The organism is Brevibacillus sp. AG162, from assembly GCF_006715575.1.
GTDB lineage: Bacteria > Bacillota > Bacilli > Brevibacillales > Brevibacillaceae > Brevibacillus > Brevibacillus brevis.
Window position 1 is genome coordinate 152,898 of the sequence record NZ_VFNO01000010.1, and the last position, 18,957, is coordinate 171,854.

Consider the following 18,957-nt stretch of genomic DNA (forward strand, 5'->3'; position numbering starts at 1 on the left):
GAGTGCATCTACATTAGTGAGGCTTCCAGCAGTTTGCGTGCATGCAGCAATACTTCTTCCGCATCCACTACTGACTGACCGCCACCCTGTGCCATCGCAGGATTTCCCCCACCTTTTCCGTTAATGATCGGCAAGGTTTCTTTCAACACTTGATTAATGGCTACGTTGACTTCTTGCCCACGAGCAAACACGATTTGCATTTTGTCTTCGGCAGTAGCAGCCAAGAGGCAAATCACATCTGGCGCCAGAGCAGTAGCCAGCTGTGCGAACTGTTGAAGCTGTTGAATGGTTTTGTCTGTAAAGGTACGCATAATGAGGCGAGAATGACCCAATTGGCTAGCAGCAGATAGTTGTTGATTGACTTCCACTTCTAAGAGCTGCTTATCCACTTCTGCCAATTTTGCCTTCAAGACATCACGTTCTGCAAGAAGGCGTTCCGTCTGTGCGAGCAGCTCCCCTTCATTGGTAGCGAGCAGCTTCGCCGTATCGCGAACGACAGCTTGCTTTTGGTTGTAGTCCCGCAAAGCTCGCCAGCCACAGATGAATTCCAGACGAATGTTTCCGCGATGGCGCTCCCAGCCCAAAATCTTGATCATCCCGACTTCGCCCGTTCGCGCTGGATGTGTTCCTCCACATGGGTTGTAATCAAATTCAGGTATCATCACGACCCGAATATTTTCAGTAACGGTCGGCTGTTTTTTCAAGGGCAGCGTTGCCAATTCCTCGTCATCAACGAACCGCGCAATGATGGGGTGGTTTTCCAGAACAATCTGATTCGCTCGCTTTTCTACCTTCTCCCATACATCTGCTGTCAACTCATCCAGTCGTACATCAATCGTGACACGCTCTTTGCCCAAGTGAAAGGCAACGGTCTCCGCTTGCACGACTTCCAGGAAGGACGCTGATAAAATGTGTTGGCCAGCATGCTGCTGCATGTGGTCGAAGCGGCGGTCCCAATCGATGTGACCGGTTACTTCCGCAATGCTTTCGGACAAGGGAGCTTCTAGTCGGTGACGAATTTCACCATCTACCTCTTCTACATCCACCACACGAATTTCTTCCAATACGCCCATATCGGAAGGCTGTCCGCCCCCAGTAGGGTAAAAAGCCGTTTGATCAAGTACCACGTAAGGTGTCCCATCTTGCTCGACACCAGTCCTCGTCACCTGAGCCGAAAACGTTCTTGTATAGGCATCCTGATAATAAAGTCTGTCTTCCATCGTTACTCCTCGCTGCATGGAACCATGGTTCCAGCCTGATTCTCCCACTTGGGGGCAAAACGAAAAACGTATGTATAAAGCTTAGCCAAACAAGTGATCCATTTGTTTTTCGCGCTCTTGGCGCTCCTCTGGGCTTGCCAGGTCATACTTTTTCAATAAATGAAACAGCTCGTTTAGACGCTCTTGGCTGAGTTCGCCATTCAACTGCTTTTTGAATTGACTCACACGCAACTCTGACAGATGTGGAGCTTGTTCTGCCAGTTTTTTGAGTACGTCCTCATGGCTGTGATCCAATTTGCATTCTCCCATGATTTCTCCCCTTTTCCTTACAGTCATCTTCATCATACCATGATTTTTCATGCGAAAAAAAGGCGTACAACCCGCGATGGAATGTACGCCAGATGACTATGCACGCTTACGGACGCGAAAGTTCTCCTCGATCAACAGCCAATTTTGCGGAAATGGCAAACCGAGTTTCCAGTAGCTGACGCCTCTCAAACCGAGCTGTTTAACCAGATTGAACTTGGCTTGGATCGACCGCGCATCCTCAAACCACACCTGATGTTGCCTGCCTTGATCATCGGTGTACGTAAAAAACGGAGCCTGCGCGCGATAGTCATAGCGGATGACTGCATTATGCCGGGAAGCCAGGGCAATCGCTGCCTGTGGACTCAATGCACGCGCTGTCGTCCCTCTCTCATAGGGCAAGGTCCAGTCGTATCCGTACAGATTTTGGCCCATCAAAATTTTATCAGCTGGCATCTCGGTAATCGCATACTGCAAGACACGTCGTACCGGACCAATCGGGGAAACTGCCATAGGAGGACCACCACTATAGCCCCATTCATATGTCATGATTACGACAAAATCCGCAATGGCACCGATCGCCTTGTAATCATGGGCGGTATACCATTTGCCTGCCTGCTCAGCACTTGTCTTCGGTGCCAGCGCAACAGACATCATCAGTCCTGCTGCATGGATACGGTCTCTCGCTTTTCGCAAGAAGCTGGCATACGCTTCTGCACCGGTTGTGGGTAATGCTTCCAAGTCAAAATGAATATCTCCCATTCCCAGCTCTCGTGCTGTCTGGAGAATATTGTTCAACAAGGTATTCTGAAGCTCTGGATTGTTGAGGATGAGCTCGCCCAATTCCGTGCTGAACTGCTCTCTTTCCAGATTCGTAATGACCATCATGAGCAGAACCTGGTTTTCTCTTGCGATTTGCGGAAAATTGTTCATTGTCGGTCGCACGAGGGTACCATCCCGTCTGATACGAAAGCTGAACGGAGCCAAATATGTCAGATGCGGTGCAGCCGTGCGAACATCGGCTTCCAAAGCTGGTGTGACGGTGCGTCTCGGTTCCACATAAGCATTGAAATCAGCTGCACGCCGCGGACGGGGCGGGATGTAAAGGCGTTGCCCGACTTGAAGCGGTCTGTATTGCGGAATCCTATTGATTCGGGCAAGCTCTGCCGCGCTGATCTGATAACGCTGACCGATGGTATACAACGTATCTCCTTGCTTAACCCAATAGTAGCTTCCCACAATCGGAATCACCATCGCCTGTCCAGTTACCAGCTTATTAGGATCAGGCAGTTCATTTGCCTCCGTTATCGCCTCAGGTGTGGTTCCATACGTCTCGGCGATGCTCGCTAAGGTTTGTCCTTCTTCCACCACGTGGATTTGCATACGCCCCCTCCTTCGCATTTCTTCTCTCTTTGTCATATTCATGGCGAAGGAAATAGGTGTATGTCTAGGCCAGAGGTTTTAGAACATCGTATAAAAATCCAACGGACTGGATGGCATAATGACGTTCCAACAATTCATTTCTGTGAAAAATAAGCAAGGCGGGAACGCTGGTCACTTGCCATTGTTCTGCCAATGCAGGCGCCGTATTAATGTTGATCTGATACAGAGGAACGGTAGGCAATGTTTCGTGCATGATGTCGAGCATACGTGCTGCGAGCTTGCAGGTCCCACACATCGGTGTATAGACAAAAAGAGCGACCGACTCTTTTTCTTGCAGAGATTGGTTCAGTTCTGTTGAGGTTATTTCTTGCAAGTCGTTCACTCCTTTCGATCACATCAGACATGATCTTTCATGCTAGACCCACTGTTTGGAGCTGTCAACAGCACGATACACATGCTCTCGAAAAAGTTGACAGCTTCTTAAATGTTAAATTTTGGTGCAATATTAATTTATTTTTGTATAATATAGCTAAAATTCGTTTAGATAATCATGCTTCAAAAAATCAATTTTACGTTGAATGGTGGATTGGTATGAGTTTTTTCAGCTATTTGTTTCATGATCGAAAAGATAATGTCAGAGCGTTTATTCTGTTTGCCTGTTTTTTCGCCTTCTATTTGTCGATGAATGTGCCTTTTCTTACTTATATGAATCAAAACATCGCCGTTCTGGCTCCGATCAGCCCTTTCTACGGCGTGCCGTTTACGCTTAATCTGTTTAATTTTGATCCGACGCTGTACTATAACTATACTAACCCAACGGTGATCCATCCGTTTATTCATTTTCTTTCAATTCCTTTGGCTTATTTATCGAAATTTTTCACGGAAAACTTCTTCTTCGCGGTGGTTCAAGCGATCATGAACGCGCTCGGTGTTGCCATGGTTTACTACTACCTGCGCAAGGGATGTAAAAGCTTCTATACCCCATTGCTTTTTGCTGTGTTTTTCGGGACGGCCTCTTATCAAATTTTCACGGCCATGATTCCCGATTCTTATCCGTATGCGCAGTTCGTCATTCTTTTATCCGTACTTTACACCCAGTACAGCCGTGCGGAAAAGAAATTGGCTTCGTGGCCGAACGCTTCGTTTGCCCTCGTCAACTTCGGTGTTACTTCGACGAACTTCATTCCATTTATGAGCGTTTTGGCCGTCAATCTGTTTCATACAGAAAAGAAGAGCATTTTTTTGAAGCTGGTGCGGATTGCGCTCGAATTTCTCTTATTAATCATTAGCTTCACGATTTTGCAGCATGTTCTGTTCGGGCAATCCTGGTTTTCGACCTGGTACAAATCGATTCATGCCGGAGGGTTCATCTACACGGCTCCGTTCTCGTTCGGCGAGCACTGGAAGGCTCTGTATATGCTCGTTATCAGTCCTGTACTGACTCCGGACATTGCACTTATCGACCCAAAACCGGGGATGGTCGCGTTCGCTACGAACCTAACGTTGTCGTATCCATGGTATGTGCATGTCATCGGCTTGACGCTGATCACTCTTGCTGTACTCGGTTTCATCAAAGGGATTCGCACGCAAGAAGCCTGGTCGCTCGCCGCCTATATCGGGTTTGCTTTCGTGCTCCACATTGTAATAGGGTTCGGTCTGGCCACGTTCCGGTATGATTTGTACCTGTATGCCGGACATTACTTCTTCGCCTTTTTCCTGCTCGCCGCCCGGTTCATCATGCAGCTGAGTCACATGAAAGTAAAGAAGGCATTGCTTGGTATCATCTTATTGTTCGTCATCGTGACGCTGGGGAACAATGTCGTGAAGCACTTCGAAGCTTTGCATGTGATTGAGCGGTCTTATGCGCATATGAACAAAACGAGTGAGTAAATGCTTGGGGACGAGCAGATGTTTCATGAAAATAGAGGTTGTAGACTTACCTCATTTCCCGTACGATTTCACAAGGTCGCAGAGCTGGAGTCATCTCCCTTCTTGGTGTCATACTTGGATTCGTGATTTACATGATCGCAACCATGCTCGGTCTCTCGGCTCTTTTCATAACGGTTCCGTTTGTTTACGAATCTGTCAAGTGAGTCGGAGCTGTCTACCTGCTCTGGCTCGCTTGGAATGCGGTCAAACCGGGTGCAGCGTTGGCTCATGGCAAGTGTTTTGACAGGCCTTGCTGCGAGTCTTGCTTTTGATCGCAGATAGTGATGCATACTTACATTGAACAGCAGCTTACATAAAAAAGTAGACTACAAGCAATCGTTGCTGTAGTCTACTTTTCTTTTAAACGTAAAGCTTAACGGGCAATCGTTGTATGAGCCAGCTCCTCCGTCACGGTACAGACCGCACTCGAATCCCAGCTACCTTTCCCTTGTGCTTTCGCTGCTTCATACATTTGTGCAACCGTGCCTCCAACGAGAACAGGCACTTGCTGTTCACGTGCGGTTTGCGCATAGAGCTGTAAATCTTTGTGCATATGATCCAAGGAAAAGACCGTATTTTCATATGTACCATACAAGATGTTAGGCCCAAAAACGGAGAGTACACGATTGTGGGCAGATCCTTTGTCCATGACGGCTGCCAGCTTGTGCGGATCGACGCCAGCTTTTGCCCCGACACTAAACGCCTCACCCAACGCTGCTGTGATGACTGCAACGACAGAGTTGTGACAAAGCTTCGCCACTTGTGCGGAGCCGGATTCCCCCAGATAAAATATTTCCTTTCCAATTGTCCTGAGATAGTCCATGATTTCTGGAAGCTTTGCCTCATCACCACCGACCATAATCGTCAACGTTCCAGCAGCAGAACCCGCAGGTCCTCCACTCACCGGACAATCGTAGTAGTAGATCCCCTTATCTACGCCGTGCTGATTCAGTCGTTTGGCTGTAGCAGGGTCGATCGTACTTGTATCAAATACGAAACTGCCTGCTTCTAATGATAAGAAAAGTCCGTCCGCACCCAGCATGACTTCCTCAACAATCGCAGGACCTGGAAGCGAAGTGAAAACGACACGTGCTACGCTACCCACTGCCTGTGGAGACTCGACAACCGTCGCTCCTTTTTCCTTCGCCCAGGTTTTTGCTGCCGGACTTGGATCATAGGCATACACGTGGTAGCCTTTTTGCAAGAGATTGCAGACCATCCCTTTCCCCATTGCACCAATGCCGATAACACCAATCGCTTCCATCTTCGCTCCTCCTGCTTTCCTTATACTTAAGGCCGAATGTAAACTGTTTTTGTCTCAACGTAAAAGTCGAGCGCAGACTCCCCTTGCTCTCTCGGACCCAATCCAGATATCTTTTTGCCACCAAACGGAAACTGTGATTCAAAATGAGTCGACGGCATATTGACATGTGTGACGCCTGATTGAATGCCTTTGACAAATTGGAAAGCTTTTTGCAAATCGTTTGTAAAAATCGTGGAGGACAAGCCGAATTCCACCTGGTTAGCCACTTGCATCGCATGTTCGAAAGAATCCACATCGATCACGGCGATCACAGGGCCAAAAATTTCTTCGTTGGCAATCGTCATCTCCTGCGTTATGCCAGTAAACACTGTCGGTGCGACGAAGTAGCCCTGGGCGAGATCACCTTCTAGCAGGCGCTTACCCCCGCATTCCAGTACGCCCCCTTCTTCGATCCCCTTTTGTACATAGTGAAGATACAAATTGAGCTGATGCTCGTCCACTACTGGTCCGTTATGATTCTCTGGATTGAATCCATCCCCAATTTTCAAGCTCTTCGCTCGCTCGATCAGTTTTGCTTTTACCTGTTCGGCTACTTCGGGAACGACCAATACGCGACTGGTCCCCGTACAACGTTGCCCATTATCGAAGAATCCGCTCAGTACGATGGAATCAATGGCGAGGTCAATATCGGCGTCCGCGAGTATGATTGCCGGATTTTTCCCGCCCATCTCCGCCTGAATCTTGCCTCCTCTGGCTCCAACTGCTCTCCCCAAGGCAAGTCCCACTTCAGAAGAGCCTGTAAAGGAAATGCCCTTGACCAGTGGATGATTCGCCAATTCATCACCGATTACCGCACCCGGTCCTGTTACCAAATTCACTACGCCACTCGGAACGCCGCTTTCAATCAGGAGCTCTACCAGCTTTACGCTAATCAAGGAGGTGTTACTCGCCGGCTTGAACACAACTGTATTGCCTGCGAGGATGGCAGGGACGATCTTCCACAAGCCAATCCCCAACGGAAAATTCCATGGGGCAATAATCGCGAAAACCCCGATTGGCTCTCGCACCGTGTAACCAATTACCCGTTCATCAAAGGAAGGCACTGTTTGACCTGTCAAGCGAGTAGCTTCCCCGGTTAACTGCTTCATGGAGGTGATTGTCTTGGCGACCTCGCCTCTCGCTTCCCGCAATGTTTTTCCTACTTCACGGGTGATGGTTTCTGCGAGCTCTTCTTTGTGTTTTTCCAATAAGTGAATGAGGGAGAACAAGAATTCTCCACGTGCGGGAGCTGATTTTTGCGACCATTCACCAAAAGCATTGGCAGCAGCTTCAATGGCAGAACGCGCATCCAGCCCGTCCGATTTTTGAAAATAACCGAGAACCTCATTCGTATTGGCAGGGTTCGTGCTAGGGAAAACCTGTCCAGTATGGCTCGTTACCCAAGCTCCATTGATGTAGTTATTGTAGGTTGCTGTCAAATCGTCTCCCACCTTCCGCATCTTATACGAGTATTGTATATAGTAAAAATTATGAATACAATGTATATACAGACACTTATTTCCAACTAGTAATGTGTATTTCTCTACATGGAGGACACGTGGATGAATTCATTTTCGCTCCTGCTTGAAAAGCTGCATGAATGGTTTGGCAATCAGCCTTTTTCGATCTGGTTCCAATTTTCGCGTGATCGACATTTTCGGCTTATTTTCTCTTCTTTTCATGAAAACGCTACCATGATTACGTCCCCTACGACAGTGCCTCTCTGTGACAACGGTGCTAGCCACATGCGTTATGAATATGCCCAACAGATGTACCGTTTTTTCTACGAAAACGAAGGACAAGCGGTTATTTGCCTTTCAAATCAAGCAAAACAACCGGTCATCCTTACCTCTGACCAATGGGAACTACTGTGGTTCGGCATTCGCCTGTTGTTGGCAGAAGAAAAAATGACAGCCAAAGCGGAGGAAAGCAAGAAACTCTTTGAAGGGATTCGCTCCATATCTGCTACCCTCGACGTTCACCAAATCATCCGTGGCATCATTGGTAACGCACTGGCTGTTATCCCGGCTGCAGACGCAGGACTCCTGCACTTGTATGATCCCACTATCGACCGATTGATTCCGAAAGCGACCGTCGGTTTTCATGTTACGGTGTTCAAGGATCTCAAAATGCGGGTGGGAGAATCCATCGCAGGCAAAGTGTTTGAAGACGGAATCCCACGTATGTACAAAACCAGCCAAGAAACAAACCATGCGATGAAGGACATCTCCGCTGACAATTTTCACTCCCTGAACCACGCAAAAACATTGCGAGACTTGAATGGGTTGTTATGCGTTCCGATATCACGTGAAGAAAAGCGTATCGGCGTACTTGTCCTGCATCAGTTTCATCAAGAAAATGTGTTTACCGAGTACGACCTCGACCTCCTCCAAGGCTTCGCAGACCAAACTTCCATCGCCCTGCAGAATGCCGAGCTCTATGCAAAAGTCAAGAAAGCGTATGAACATATGGCTGCCATTAGCGCCGAACTGCAAGCCAAGCATGATGATTTGATACAACGCAACCATATCCATGAATCCATCAAGCAGTTGTCCTTGCAAAATAAAGGGGCGGAAACAATCGTAAAAACCCTCGGCAAAATGACAGGCCATTCCATTTATTTCGCCGATTGGCTTGAGCAGAAAATGTATCCTGAAGAAAGTGTTTCATTTTTTAGCTGGGATGAACTGTATACATTGCTGAACAAAAGAAGACAGCCTGTTTCTGTCAGCTTGTTCTCTCCCGCTTCTGGTGACGATCAACTGTTCTGTTTGTATCCACTAATCAATGGAAGCATCTTTCTCGGATGTCTCATGATTCCCTTAGACGAACGCGGGCTATCTGATCTCGCACGTATGACGGTCGAGCAAGGGAGTGCTGTGCTCATACTCGATTTGGTGAAAAAGCAATCGATCAGCTCCGTGCTGTACAAGCGAGCACACGATCTTTTTCAAGAGCTGATCGCAAGCAAAGGAAATGAACTGTTTGACCGCGCCCGTTCGATGGGGTTGCAGCCGCAAGCAAAATACTACGTGGTTTATGCCCATCTGACGCAGTGCCACGATCTGGCATTGCTAGAAGCAAACATTCACCGGCTCATTACCCGTTGGAAATGGGAGTTCAATAAAACACAGATGTTCGTCTACGGATTCCATAATCACGTCACCCTCCTCATCCGGTCTCTTGGCTCCCGAGATGGGAAGGACATCCGGGAGAGGCTGCAACAGGCGTCCTACGAGTGGGAACTTGGCAACGAAGCATCTTTGTCGATTGGCGTGGGAACTATGGCAAGCGGGATTGAGCAAATCAGCAAAAGCTACGAAGAAGCCAAGAAAGCCGCTCACTATTTGACCAACCGCAGCCGTTCTGGTGTGGTTCACTATAAAGACCTGGGTGTCAATCGCCTCATGTTGAACCAGAGTCAGGCCGATATTGATGCATTCATTCAAGATGTCTTTGCCCCTTTCTGGCAAGACCCGGAAAAATATCAGGAATGGGAACAGACGATCATGACTTATATGAAATGCAGTCAATCCCCTCAACTGACCGCCAAAGAGCTGCACATTCACGTCAATACGCTGTATCAGCGATTGCGCAAAGTTGAGGAGCTTCTTCACATCGATCTACGAAATCCGGAAGACTTGCTGAAATTACAGCTTGCTTGTCATTTGCGCCAGGAAGGATAACTCGAAAAAGGCAGGAGTAGCTTCGGACAGGAACAAGCCCTGGGCTACCACTGCCTTTTTTGTCTGCAAAGTGTTTTTTCGTGTGTTCGATCTGTTGTTTACCATAATTAATTTATGTAAATCAAACAATTGTGTATTTTTTCCTTGTAAAAATTGGATCATCATCCATAATGAACATGGGGGCATCAGAGGCTAATCACCCCAGAGTTCGCGCCCTACTACAGGTAAAGGAGTGATGATGTTTTGGATTCGCAAAAACAAATGGAAAAGCATATGAGAGGTTCCAAACGATAATTTCATCCCCTCTCTCATATGCTGTGGGAGGAAATGAACGAAATGTTTGCTCAAAAAATGGTTCAGGGAACGGAACTCACAACCGATTGCTTCCATAGCGCGACCAATCTGTTTGAAGCGTTGAAGCATCATGTATCCATCAAAGGGGTCATTGCAGGTGTTACTCCTGGTAGAGTATTCCTGTCAAATGATGCAAGATCAGCCTTGTTGACAAGCCCCCAAGGTATTTTTCTAGGAGGCAGTGTTGATAATCCCCTCTTTTTTGAAGAAGTGAATACCTTAATCAAAGAGGAGATATTACCGCAGCTCGCTGCTGATGAACAGCTTGACTACGTCCTGTTTTATCCTACTGATGAAAAGTGGGATGACATTCTCGATATCGTAATGAAAGATGTATATCCCATGAGAAGCGGACGAATGATCTTTACTCACCATTTACAGGATCTGTCCTCTCCTGCTTGCGACCATCTTGTCCCGATAGACAGCACGTTGTTGAAGCGTAAAGAATTGGTAGGGCTTGAAGATGTTATCGATGAAATACAAGATAACTGGCCATCCATAGAAGCCTATGAAAACAAAGGCTTCGGTTGTGCCGCGATTCAAGAAACCGATGAGGGACCGACCATTATTAGCTGGTGCATGACGGACTGGGTAGTAGAAGACGAATGTGAATTGGGTATAGAAACCCATGAAGAGTATCGGGGGCTCGGATGGGCTCGAAAGACAGCATGGGGTGCTCTCTCTCTCGCTAAACAGCGCGGAATCAAAAGAGTGGGATGGCAGTGCTGGTCAAATAATATAGGATCGCAGCGAACAGCCTTGTCTGTCGGTTTCGAGCTGCTCGCGGATTTCCCGGTTCTGTTCGGATGGAACCTTCCGTTAAACAATTTCCTTGTCAATGGCAACCACTATATGTGTGGCGATTTGAATTATGGCGTGGAAAAAGACTACGCCCGCGCAGCATGGAGTTATGCCCAAGCACTCGATAAAGGCTGGGATTGGGATGGAGATCCGGCCTTGTATTGGAATGCTGCATGCTTGTTCTATCTGAGTGGCGAAGAAGACCGCGCAAAGGATTACTACAAAAAGGCTATCGAGCATGGCTGGATAAGCATTCACCACCCCCATCATCATGATTATGTGTACAGAGAACAGGACAGCGAGCAGATCGCTCGTATTCTTGCTGAATCACTACTATAATGGAAAAGGCCGCCGTTTGATCGGCGGCTTTTTGGTGAGCTCATCCATTTCCCCTCTACTTCTCTGTCTTTGAATGAAAAAGAAATGGTGTACCGTTCAAGTAGTTTTTGATCATAGCGATCGCATATGGCTGTTCTGCTTTTAGCCCCTCGATTTCCCTGGGGTCAGAAGCATGATGACTATAATTTTCAATCATGACCATCACTGTGAAGCTCTCTAGTGTGGGGAGCCAGTCCCCTTCTAGTTTCCGCAAACTCTCGTAACCTTTTATGACTAGCTCTCTTTGGGCAGGATATAAACCCAAAATGGTATGGGCGATATCATAAAGATAGTAACCAAACCCACATCTTCCAAAATCAATCGGTCGAGGGTCTCCGTTATAGAACACAATGTTGCCTTGGTGCAGATCGCCGTAAATGATTCCAGAGTGACTGCTATTCTTATCCAATTTGGCAAGACAATTGAGAATTTTATCCGCCGCCAATTGATATAGCTCGAATTCTTCGTCTGTCAGAAATCGTTGGTAATGCTCCTTCAAATGAGTCATGGACTGCTTGAAGCTATCCTCTCCCCAGATCGGACGCGCAAATTCAGGGGTCAATTGGAAATCTCGGGATACTGTATGAAGCTTTGCTAACAGAACGCCCTCTTTGTAAACTTGGTCTTCCGAAAGCTCTTCATCTACATGCTCCCCTTCGACCCAATGCATGACGGATACAAAGACACAGTCACCATTCGCAAGATCGATGCTCACTGTCTTGGAACCATTGCGGCAATCTATACCCGTTGGAATCGCTACCTCTATTTTTTCATGCAAATAGCTCAGCCAACCAAGCTCGGAATCAATTTCCTTTCTGTTCTTGTTTCCATGAATGCGGAGTAAATAGCTACCATCCTTCTCTGTTTCTATCACAAACGTGCAAGTGTCGGACAGTTGATTGAAACGAAGCTGGTCCCCTTCTAAGTCGTATTCGTGCATCGCTTTTGTGCGATTTGCTGCAACTGGGCCACTACCTTTTCGATGTCATCTTCAGAATCCAACTGAAATAACCTCATCATGCGAATCCCCCTATCCAGTATATGGATCATATGCTTACATTCGTTTGATTTCGGCCTTACTCCTCTTTTCATTTTTTTCACTTGACTCCAACCTAAGGTCAGACTGCAAACTCAATTTCAGGAGGTGAATCGCCATGTTATATACCGTTAATGATGTAGCCAAACTGTCCGGTACCACAATCAAGACACTGTACCATTATCAAAAGATTGGTTTGCTGATGCCCGAAATCGTTACAGAAAATGGATACCGCTATTACGGTGAGAATGAACTCAAGCGGTTACAACAAATCTTGTTTTATCGTGAGCTTGATTTTTCGTTGGACAGCATTAAAGCTGCACTTGATCACGAACCAGACAGACTTCGTTGCTTATGTGAGCAGCAAGCGATGTTAAAGGCACGCAAGCTTCGATTGGAGCGCATCTTGAATACTCTTGAAGAAACGATTCAACACGAAAGGAAGCGAGGAAATATGTCCACTGAGAACATGTTTGATGGATTGAACGAGGAAGAATGGAAGCAGGCATTCACTCAACAAAATGAGCATTTGCAGGAAGCGTACGATTTTCAATTGGATACGGAGAATCTGAACGCGGCTTCCATGAATGAAAAAGCTGCCGAAGCGACTGCTTTCATGACGTTTATGGCAGAGGCGTTGAAAAACAACAAAAGTGTCGATGATGAAACAGTGATTGCTGCGATCGAAAACCATCTTGCTTTTTTACAACAAGATCATCCGATCGATGCGAAAGCTTTTGCCGAGCAGTCAAGATTTTTCCTATCAGATGAGTTCCACCGCGCTATGTTGGAAGAACAGCAAACAGGATTAAGCTACTACATTTGCATTGCTGCCGAAAATTACGCTTCCAAGTAAAGTGTAGTTAAACGAGCGTTTAACAGTAAAACCGGGTGAGCTGCAACTCCCCGGTTCCTTGTTCCAATTCCTATCTGATGCCTTAGATTACCGCCCCGATAATATGCTCCTTGATCAGCGTCCATCGATCACGAGGATTCGGCATAAGTTCAGATGCAATGGCTACGACGAGGTTTTTTTCTGGGATGCAACAGATAACATTACCGCCATCGCCTATTGCAGCATATGCAAAAACACCGTCCACTTCACGTAACCACCATAGATACCCGTATTGATTGGGATTCATCGCGGTTGATTCATCTATCCAAGTCTTTGGAATGATCTGATGATTGTCCCAACTGCCACGATTCAGGTAGAGCAAACCAACACGCGCCATGTCACGAGGGGTTAACGTGAGCCCCCACCCTCCTGTGGAGTTGTTGTTTGGATCTTTTACCCATCCTCTCACATCTTTACCGAATAAATCTTCAAACGCGAACGCCTTCATTTCATAATCAGGAATATCTTTCATGCCGATGGGTGTAAACAAGCGTTCGTTAGCGAATTCTCGGGCACTTTTTCCTGTGCTGCGTGTGAGGATGGCTGAAAGCAGATGCGCCCCAGCGGTCGAATATTTAAATGTTCCAATCTGTCCCTTTTGCCCGAGCATATCCAGGGTATATTTTACCCAATCGGACTGCATGCACATTCTATCCAGTGGTTCATGCCAGTCCTCAAAAGAATACGGGGCCGTCATCGTGAGAAGATGGCGTATGGTGATTTCTTGTTTTTGCGAATCTGTAGAATCGGGCGCATAGTCGGGGAAAAAATCCAGCACCTTTTGATCGACATTTTTGATATACCGTTCCTCTATGGCAATGCCAATGAGGGCAGATAGTATACTTTTCGTTACGGAGGCTACATGGTGCCTGTCTTCCGGTCCATAGCCATGATAGTATCTTTCATGGACGATATAACCATTTCTCACAACAACCATTCCGTTTATATTGCTGTACGCGTCTATTATGATAGAGTCTAGCTCTGCTAGTTTTTCAGCGTCTATGTTCAAGCTGGCCGGGTCTACTGCTTGCCATTGTGTAGTCGGCATATTGCTTCTTTGCATGATAATTCCCTCCTCGATAAGAGAATGTCATTTTTTTCTGACTGGAAAATACACCTCCGTAACAAGCTCCTCGGGAACGCTGATTTGATCCAGTGAGGTTACATAGACTTCGTAGGGTGATCTCACCAATTCATAGCCTTCATTTTCTACCCATTCCCTCAGCCTAGCATATACCGATGTCAATTCAGAATAAGGGCCCTTACATAAAGACTTCGCACAAAGACCTCCAGGCAGATCTCTTGTTCCCTTTACAGCCTCCGCGACCGGGAGTGCAAACTCGGTATCGTTACCGGCGGGATTGAACTCAGGGCTGTGATAAATCGTCATCGGCGTTCCGAGCAAGGTGAGCTTTTCAGTCGCAATCCTTTCATACAGCTTACTAAAATACTTTCCATATCCTGTTGCATAATCATCACTCGTCATCATGTGACGTATAGAAAGAATATGGATTGGCTGGGTCTCCACAAGCTGTACTTCTATATTGTCAAGGTATGACATCATGGGGATACCCTGCTCGATTATGGAAAGATCATAGTCAAGTTGTTTTATGGTATAGTCCAAAGCGTTTCGTTTTTCATACATCTCCCTTTGCTTGCGAAGAAGGGCGGAAACAAGCTTCTCCTCCGACTGATCTTCTTCCCATTCCAGAATGGCTTTTATTTCGTCCAGCGAAAAATAATACGATTTCAAACGGTTGATGAAGAGCATCTTTTTTAGTTGCTGGATGGAATAATATCGATAACCATTTTCCGAATTAATCTCGTCCGGATTCATTAAACCTATTTCGGCATAATAGCGAAGCGTTTTGGTAGACACTCCGCAGATTTTTGAGAATTCTCCGATTGATAGCAAAGGCTCCCCTCCATTGTTCATTCCGTATCGATATTCTACTTATACCCCTTCCCCTAAGGGCAAAGTCAACGGCAATTATGAAAGCTTAGCTTGCTTCATCAAAAAATAAAGCGATACTGCGTGAGATGCAGTATCGCTGTTTGAACAAAACACGTCAGATTTCATTACGCCTTCCGAATGATTTTCTTATCCACAATGGTATAGACCATATCGGCTACGTTCTCCAGCAAGCGGACATCATGCGAGATGAAAATGATCGTACCCGCATAGCTTTTCATCAACTTTTCTAACGCTTCCACTGTCGGAAGATCGAGAAAGTTGCTTGGTTCATCCATGAGCAAGATGTTGTATCTCCCCAACAACATCTTAGCAAGCTGTAATTTCATGATCTCGCCACCACTGAGCGCAGACAGCTCTTTGCGTATATCCTGATGAGAAAAGCCCATAGAGGCCAGTACAGCACGAATTTCGGAAACCTGGTAATCGCAGTTTTCGAGCATGAACTCCATCACACCCTGATTGCGGTCGAACTTGTATCCATCCTGAGGTAGGTAGCCGATTTCGGCTTTAGGTGACAAGCTTATGCCATCTTCTCGATCCATGATCATTTTCATGAGGGTTGTTTTGCCTGTTCTATTCCCACCGATGATGCCAATCTTGGCCCCCAACGGAAACTGGAAGGAAGCCTGCTCGAATATGACTTTGTCCCCGAGCTGCTTGCATATATCCTTCCCCGTGATTGGATATGGATTGTGGAGCTCCAGTGCTTTACTCTGGCGAAACTGAATGGTACGAATTGTTTCAGGAGGTTTCACTTCTTCCAGTGCTTCGATTCTCTGCTCCATATTTTTCGCCGCATTGTGGAGCTTTTTCTGCTTGCTGCCCACCGTTTTTTGATGGCTCAAACGTCCACCGCTCTCCGAACTGTTTTTTCTTGAAGCTCCCTTCGCCTTCTGATCCAGCTTCCGCGCCTGATCTTTTTTTTCGGCGATGGCTTTCTCAAGACGGTCTCGTTCCGCTGTAAACTGCTTATATTGTTCAGCTTGGCGTTGCCGTTCCTCTTCCTTTTGAGCCACGTATTCGGAGTAGCCGCCCCAATACTCGGTTATCTTCCCCTCTTTCAACTCCCAAATCTTATCGACGACTTTATCCAGGAAATAGCGGTCATGACTGATTATGAGCATAGCGCCATTGAAATACTTCAGCTGGTTGATAAGCAGACCTACGCCCTCACGATCCAGGTGACTCGTCGGTTCATCAGCAAAAATACCATGTACCTCTCCGGAAAGGGCCTGCGCGATCTTTAGACGCGTTTCTTCTCCGCCGCTCCTATGCTCTTGTAATCGGTCCACTCCCAGCTTGCCCATTACCGCATAATCCTTTACCTCTTGTTCTACCGCATCCTCCAGCTGTGGGATGTAGGCAAAATTCCCTTCCCGTACTACTTTGCCAGACGGTAAAGGCATCTCACCGAGCAGCACTTTTAACAACGTACTCTTTCCTGCCCCGTTTGCTCCTACTAAACCAATTCGGTCATATTCATAAATCTCTATTTCGTCAATGTCTAAGACTTCACGTCCCATATATTCCACAAAAATATCTCTTGCCTTCAACAATACATTCATCATCGTGCCCTCCTTGGAAATCGCAGTTCTTTTGTTCGCAGGTTTGCCTGCGATTTTAGGAGAGCGGATTATATAAAGAAGTACCAATGCATATATATCGTTCGCATGGTTTTCAGTCCTTTTCGTTTTTTCTACGTTTCGAATAAAGGGATGCAGCATAGGTTACGCTTGATTTTTTGGCAATAAAAAATACAGATCCCAGTCCACATTACGGGCCTAGATCTGCATGATCACGTTAGGAGCTCGCAGCGATAGAAAGGTACGGCAAAATAAGCCTTCCCAATCGCAGTCTATGTCCCCATCCGTAAAAATAAGCAGCTCAAAAAAAGCCCACAATTGTGGTGGATAACAAATCCGCTTTTTTATTGCCAGCTTATCGAATACGCACGGAATGTAACATAGATAACGAGCCTCCTCATTCATAATTAGCTTGGATGATAACATTGACTACGCTTTTTTGTCAAATTCAGAAACGATGTAAAGTTTGATTTACAACTGTACTTTCCCTATTTCTTGGCAACGAATGCACAAATAATAGTCTTATAGCGAAGTTTGCTAGATGAATAGAAAAAAGAGATAGGAGTTCGCTTTTTATGTCACAATCCGATAAACGTAATCGCTTCATTATCCTTGCTATGGCACTGGGCTTACTGATGTCTTCCCTCGACAATACCATCACCTCGGCGGCCATTAGTCACATTATTAAAGATATTGGCGGCTTTGAAAGCATGAGCTGGGTTTTCACCTCGTACGTACTTGCCGCGACCAGCACGATGCTCATCTTCGGGAAAATGTCCGATCTTTTTGGACGCAAGTTATTTTACTTACTTGGCATTACGATTTTTCTCATTGGATCGGCACTTTGTGGCGTTGCCCAAAGTATCGAACAGCTGATTGCTTTCCGTGCCCTTCAAGGAATTGGCTCAGGGGCCCTCTTTCCTATTACTTTCACAATCCTATTTACGCTATCCTCTGATCCGAAATATACAGCACGAATCTCCGGCGTGTTTGCCGGTATCTTTGGACTCTCTTCTATCGCCGGACCTCAAGTCGGGACTTTGCTCTCTGATTATTTGGGGTGGCGTTGGTGCTTTTATGTCAATGTTCCAATCGGTTTGCTGTCTCTCTTAACTCTTCTGTTTTCCCTGAAAGAATCCCGTTCTCATACAAAGCCAAAGATTGACTATTGGGGTACCGTTACATTAATCGTCGCCTGTATAGCTGTCATGCTGGCGCTTGAATGGGGAGGAAAAGCATATGAGTGGTCTTCGTGGCAAATCATCTCACTGTTTGTACTGGCAGGAATAGTGGGGCTCGCTTTTATCCTAGTAGAACGTCATGCACAGGAACCGATCCTACCCTTCCAAATTTTTCAAAGCCGTATGGTGGTCGCGACTTGTATCGCCTGTCTTTCTCAAGGTGCCATCATGTTTGCTGCCATCACTTATTTGCCCATTTTCGCTGTGGCCGTGCTTGGACATCCGAACTCGAATAGTGTTTTGACCCCGTTGATGCTCTCTTTGACGGGAGGTGCCGTGGTATTCGGAATGTTGCAAACCAAATTTTCCTTTCGATCTCTCATGGCGTTCTCGATGCTCGCTTGCGTAGTAAGTTCTATTTTGCTTATGTACGTTTCAACCAGCATTTCCTTCTTTCTCTTAACACTCTTGATGATTCTGTTCGGGTTTGCTGCAATCGGGCCCTTAATGAGCATTGCACAAAACGCAATTGTTCATTCGGTCGATAAAAAATATATGGGTATTTCTTCCTCGATCGTTGGGTTTTGCCGGAACATGGGAGGCGTACTCGGTGCATCGATCACGGCTGCTGTTGTGAACCAAAATTATGCGAGTATCGTATCTACAGGGGCGTCATTGCATGGCATTTCCTCGGGGAAAGTAGAAGGTCTGCTTAACCCTGAAGTACTCATGCGCGAGCCTTTAAAAATCGAGCCAGGTATTCATTCTTTTCTGATTGATTCTCTAGGAACCGCCATCAATCATGGTTATATCGTGGGATTGGTTTTCGCCGTTATCGGCTTCTTTTCGGTACTATACGCTGGCCCCGGCAAGCTTGAACGCCATCAAAAGAGTCTCGAATCATAAAGGTTCACAGGTTTCTTATTC

The 18,957-nt window shown here is 46.4% G+C and carries 15 protein-coding genes and 1 pseudogene; 6 read left to right on the top strand and 10 right to left on the bottom strand.

Annotated elements, in window-relative coordinates; genetic code table 11:
* Positions 1-8: 8 nt before the first annotated feature.
* From FB479_RS24700 to FB479_RS24715, 4 genes are all read right to left on the bottom strand, one after another.
* A complete protein-coding gene (locus FB479_RS24700; RefSeq protein WP_142067042.1) occupies positions 9-1,220 on the bottom strand; it encodes an alanyl-tRNA editing protein in 1,212 nt (403 codons plus the stop codon).
* Positions 1,221-1,301: 81 nt separating this feature from the next.
* Positions 1,302-1,529, bottom strand: coding sequence for a hypothetical protein (locus FB479_RS24705; protein ID WP_218033738.1), 228 nt, complete (start codon positions 1,527-1,529; stop codon positions 1,302-1,304).
* Between the two features lie 96 nt (positions 1,530-1,625).
* Positions 1,626-2,909 (bottom strand): glycoside hydrolase family 18 protein, encoded by a 1,284-nt coding sequence (locus FB479_RS24710; RefSeq protein ID WP_142067043.1) that lies wholly within the window; start codon positions 2,907-2,909, stop codon positions 1,626-1,628.
* A 64-nt stretch (positions 2,910-2,973) separates the two neighbouring features.
* A complete protein-coding gene (locus tag FB479_RS24715; RefSeq protein ID WP_142067044.1) occupies positions 2,974-3,282 on the bottom strand; it encodes a thioredoxin family protein in 309 nt (102 codons plus the stop codon).
* Between the two features lie 218 nt (positions 3,283-3,500).
* Between FB479_RS24715 and FB479_RS24720 the strand changes: the two genes are divergently transcribed.
* Together FB479_RS24720 and FB479_RS24725 are read left to right on the top strand one after the other, a co-directional pair.
* The gene (locus FB479_RS24720) at positions 3,501-4,799 is read left to right on the top strand and encodes a DUF6080 domain-containing protein (RefSeq protein WP_142067045.1); all 1,299 of its coding nucleotides are present in this window, start codon (positions 3,501-3,503) and stop codon (positions 4,797-4,799) included.
* Between the two features lie 47 nt (positions 4,800-4,846).
* Positions 4,847-4,999 (top strand): annotated as a pseudogene (locus FB479_RS24725) (LysE family transporter); the annotation flags it as partial.
* Between the two features lie 212 nt (positions 5,000-5,211).
* Here FB479_RS24725 and FB479_RS24735 read toward each other — a convergent pair.
* Together FB479_RS24735 and FB479_RS24740 are read right to left on the bottom strand one after the other, a co-directional pair.
* Positions 5,212-6,102 carry an NAD(P)-dependent oxidoreductase gene (locus tag FB479_RS24735; protein ID WP_142067046.1) on the bottom strand — a complete coding sequence of 297 codons (891 nt, stop codon included), beginning with the start codon at positions 6,100-6,102 and terminating at the stop codon, positions 5,212-5,214.
* 26 nt (positions 6,103-6,128) lie between these two features.
* Positions 6,129-7,601 carry an aldehyde dehydrogenase family protein gene (locus tag FB479_RS24740; RefSeq protein ID WP_106655446.1) on the bottom strand — a complete coding sequence of 491 codons (1,473 nt, stop codon included), beginning with the start codon at positions 7,599-7,601 and terminating at the stop codon, positions 6,129-6,131.
* A 102-nt stretch (positions 7,602-7,703) separates the two neighbouring features.
* Between FB479_RS24740 and FB479_RS24745 the strand changes: the two genes are divergently transcribed.
* Together FB479_RS24745 and FB479_RS24750 are read left to right on the top strand one after the other, a co-directional pair.
* The gene (locus tag FB479_RS24745) at positions 7,704-9,827 is read left to right on the top strand and encodes a helix-turn-helix domain-containing protein (RefSeq protein ID WP_142067047.1); all 2,124 of its coding nucleotides are present in this window, start codon (positions 7,704-7,706) and stop codon (positions 9,825-9,827) included.
* A gap of 336 nt (positions 9,828-10,163) precedes the next feature.
* A complete protein-coding gene (locus FB479_RS24750; protein WP_142067048.1) occupies positions 10,164-11,321 on the top strand; it encodes a GNAT family N-acetyltransferase in 1,158 nt (385 codons plus the stop codon).
* A gap of 55 nt (positions 11,322-11,376) precedes the next feature.
* Here FB479_RS24750 and FB479_RS24755 read toward each other — a convergent pair whose 3' ends face one another.
* Positions 11,377-12,300 (bottom strand): phosphotransferase enzyme family protein, encoded by a 924-nt coding sequence (locus tag FB479_RS24755; protein WP_255438620.1) that lies wholly within the window; start codon positions 12,298-12,300, stop codon positions 11,377-11,379.
* Positions 12,301-12,514: 214 nt separating this feature from the next.
* Between FB479_RS24755 and FB479_RS24760 the strand changes: the two genes are divergently transcribed.
* Positions 12,515-13,252: a MerR family transcriptional regulator gene (locus FB479_RS24760; RefSeq protein ID WP_142067049.1), complete on the top strand. Its 738-nt coding sequence runs from the start codon at positions 12,515-12,517 to the stop codon at positions 13,250-13,252.
* An 82-nt stretch (positions 13,253-13,334) separates the two neighbouring features.
* Here the strand turns inward: FB479_RS24760 and FB479_RS24765 are convergent, their stop codons facing one another.
* The 3 genes from FB479_RS24765 to FB479_RS24775 all read right to left on the bottom strand — a co-directional run bounded on the left by FB479_RS24765 (position 13,335) and on the right by FB479_RS24775 (position 16,831).
* Entirely contained in the window at positions 13,335-14,354 is a 1,020-nt protein-coding gene (locus FB479_RS24765) for a serine hydrolase domain-containing protein (protein ID WP_142067050.1), read from the bottom strand.
* Between the two features lie 27 nt (positions 14,355-14,381).
* Positions 14,382-15,206: a MerR family transcriptional regulator gene (locus FB479_RS24770; RefSeq protein ID WP_142067051.1), complete on the bottom strand. Its 825-nt coding sequence runs from the start codon at positions 15,204-15,206 to the stop codon at positions 14,382-14,384.
* Positions 15,207-15,370: 164 nt separating this feature from the next.
* Positions 15,371-16,831, bottom strand: a complete 1,461-nt coding sequence (locus tag FB479_RS24775) for an Msr family ABC-F type ribosomal protection protein (RefSeq protein WP_142067078.1) — start codon at positions 16,829-16,831, stop codon at positions 15,371-15,373.
* A gap of 593 nt (positions 16,832-17,424) precedes the next feature.
* On the opposite strand from FB479_RS24775, the gene FB479_RS24780 reads away from it, so the two are divergent.
* Positions 17,425-18,936, top strand: coding sequence for an MFS transporter (locus FB479_RS24780; RefSeq protein ID WP_142067052.1), 1,512 nt, complete (start codon positions 17,425-17,427; stop codon positions 18,934-18,936).
* Positions 18,937-18,957 lie beyond the last annotated feature (21 nt).

Coding starts and splice junctions, on each gene's coding strand:
- FB479_RS24720 (WP_142067045.1), top strand. CDS start 3,501: ATGAGTTTTTTCAGCTATTTGTTTCATGATCGAAAAGATAATGTCAGA.
- FB479_RS24700 (WP_142067042.1), bottom strand. CDS start 1,220: ATGGAAGACAGACTTTATTATCAGGATGCCTATACAAGAACGTTTTCG.
- FB479_RS24755 (WP_255438620.1), bottom strand. CDS start 12,300: ATGCACGAATACGACTTAGAAGGGGACCAGCTTCGTTTCAATCAACTG.
- FB479_RS24745 (WP_142067047.1), top strand. CDS start 7,704: ATGAATTCATTTTCGCTCCTGCTTGAAAAGCTGCATGAATGGTTTGGC.
- FB479_RS24710 (WP_142067043.1), bottom strand. CDS start 2,909: ATGCAAATCCACGTGGTGGAAGAAGGACAAACCTTAGCGAGCATCGCC.
- FB479_RS24765 (WP_142067050.1), bottom strand. CDS start 14,354: ATGCAAAGAAGCAATATGCCGACTACACAATGGCAAGCAGTAGACCCG.
- FB479_RS24735 (WP_142067046.1), bottom strand. CDS start 6,102: ATGGAAGCGATTGGTGTTATCGGCATTGGTGCAATGGGGAAAGGGATG.
- FB479_RS24780 (WP_142067052.1), top strand. CDS start 17,425: ATGTCACAATCCGATAAACGTAATCGCTTCATTATCCTTGCTATGGCA.
- FB479_RS24705 (WP_218033738.1), bottom strand. CDS start 1,529: ATGGGAGAATGCAAATTGGATCACAGCCATGAGGACGTACTCAAAAAA.
- FB479_RS24775 (WP_142067078.1), bottom strand. CDS start 16,831: ATGAATGTATTGTTGAAGGCAAGAGATATTTTTGTGGAATATATGGGA.
- FB479_RS24750 (WP_142067048.1), top strand. CDS start 10,164: ATGTTTGCTCAAAAAATGGTTCAGGGAACGGAACTCACAACCGATTGC.
- FB479_RS24740 (WP_106655446.1), bottom strand. CDS start 7,601: ATGCGGAAGGTGGGAGACGATTTGACAGCAACCTACAATAACTACATC.
- FB479_RS24760 (WP_142067049.1), top strand. CDS start 12,515: ATGTTATATACCGTTAATGATGTAGCCAAACTGTCCGGTACCACAATC.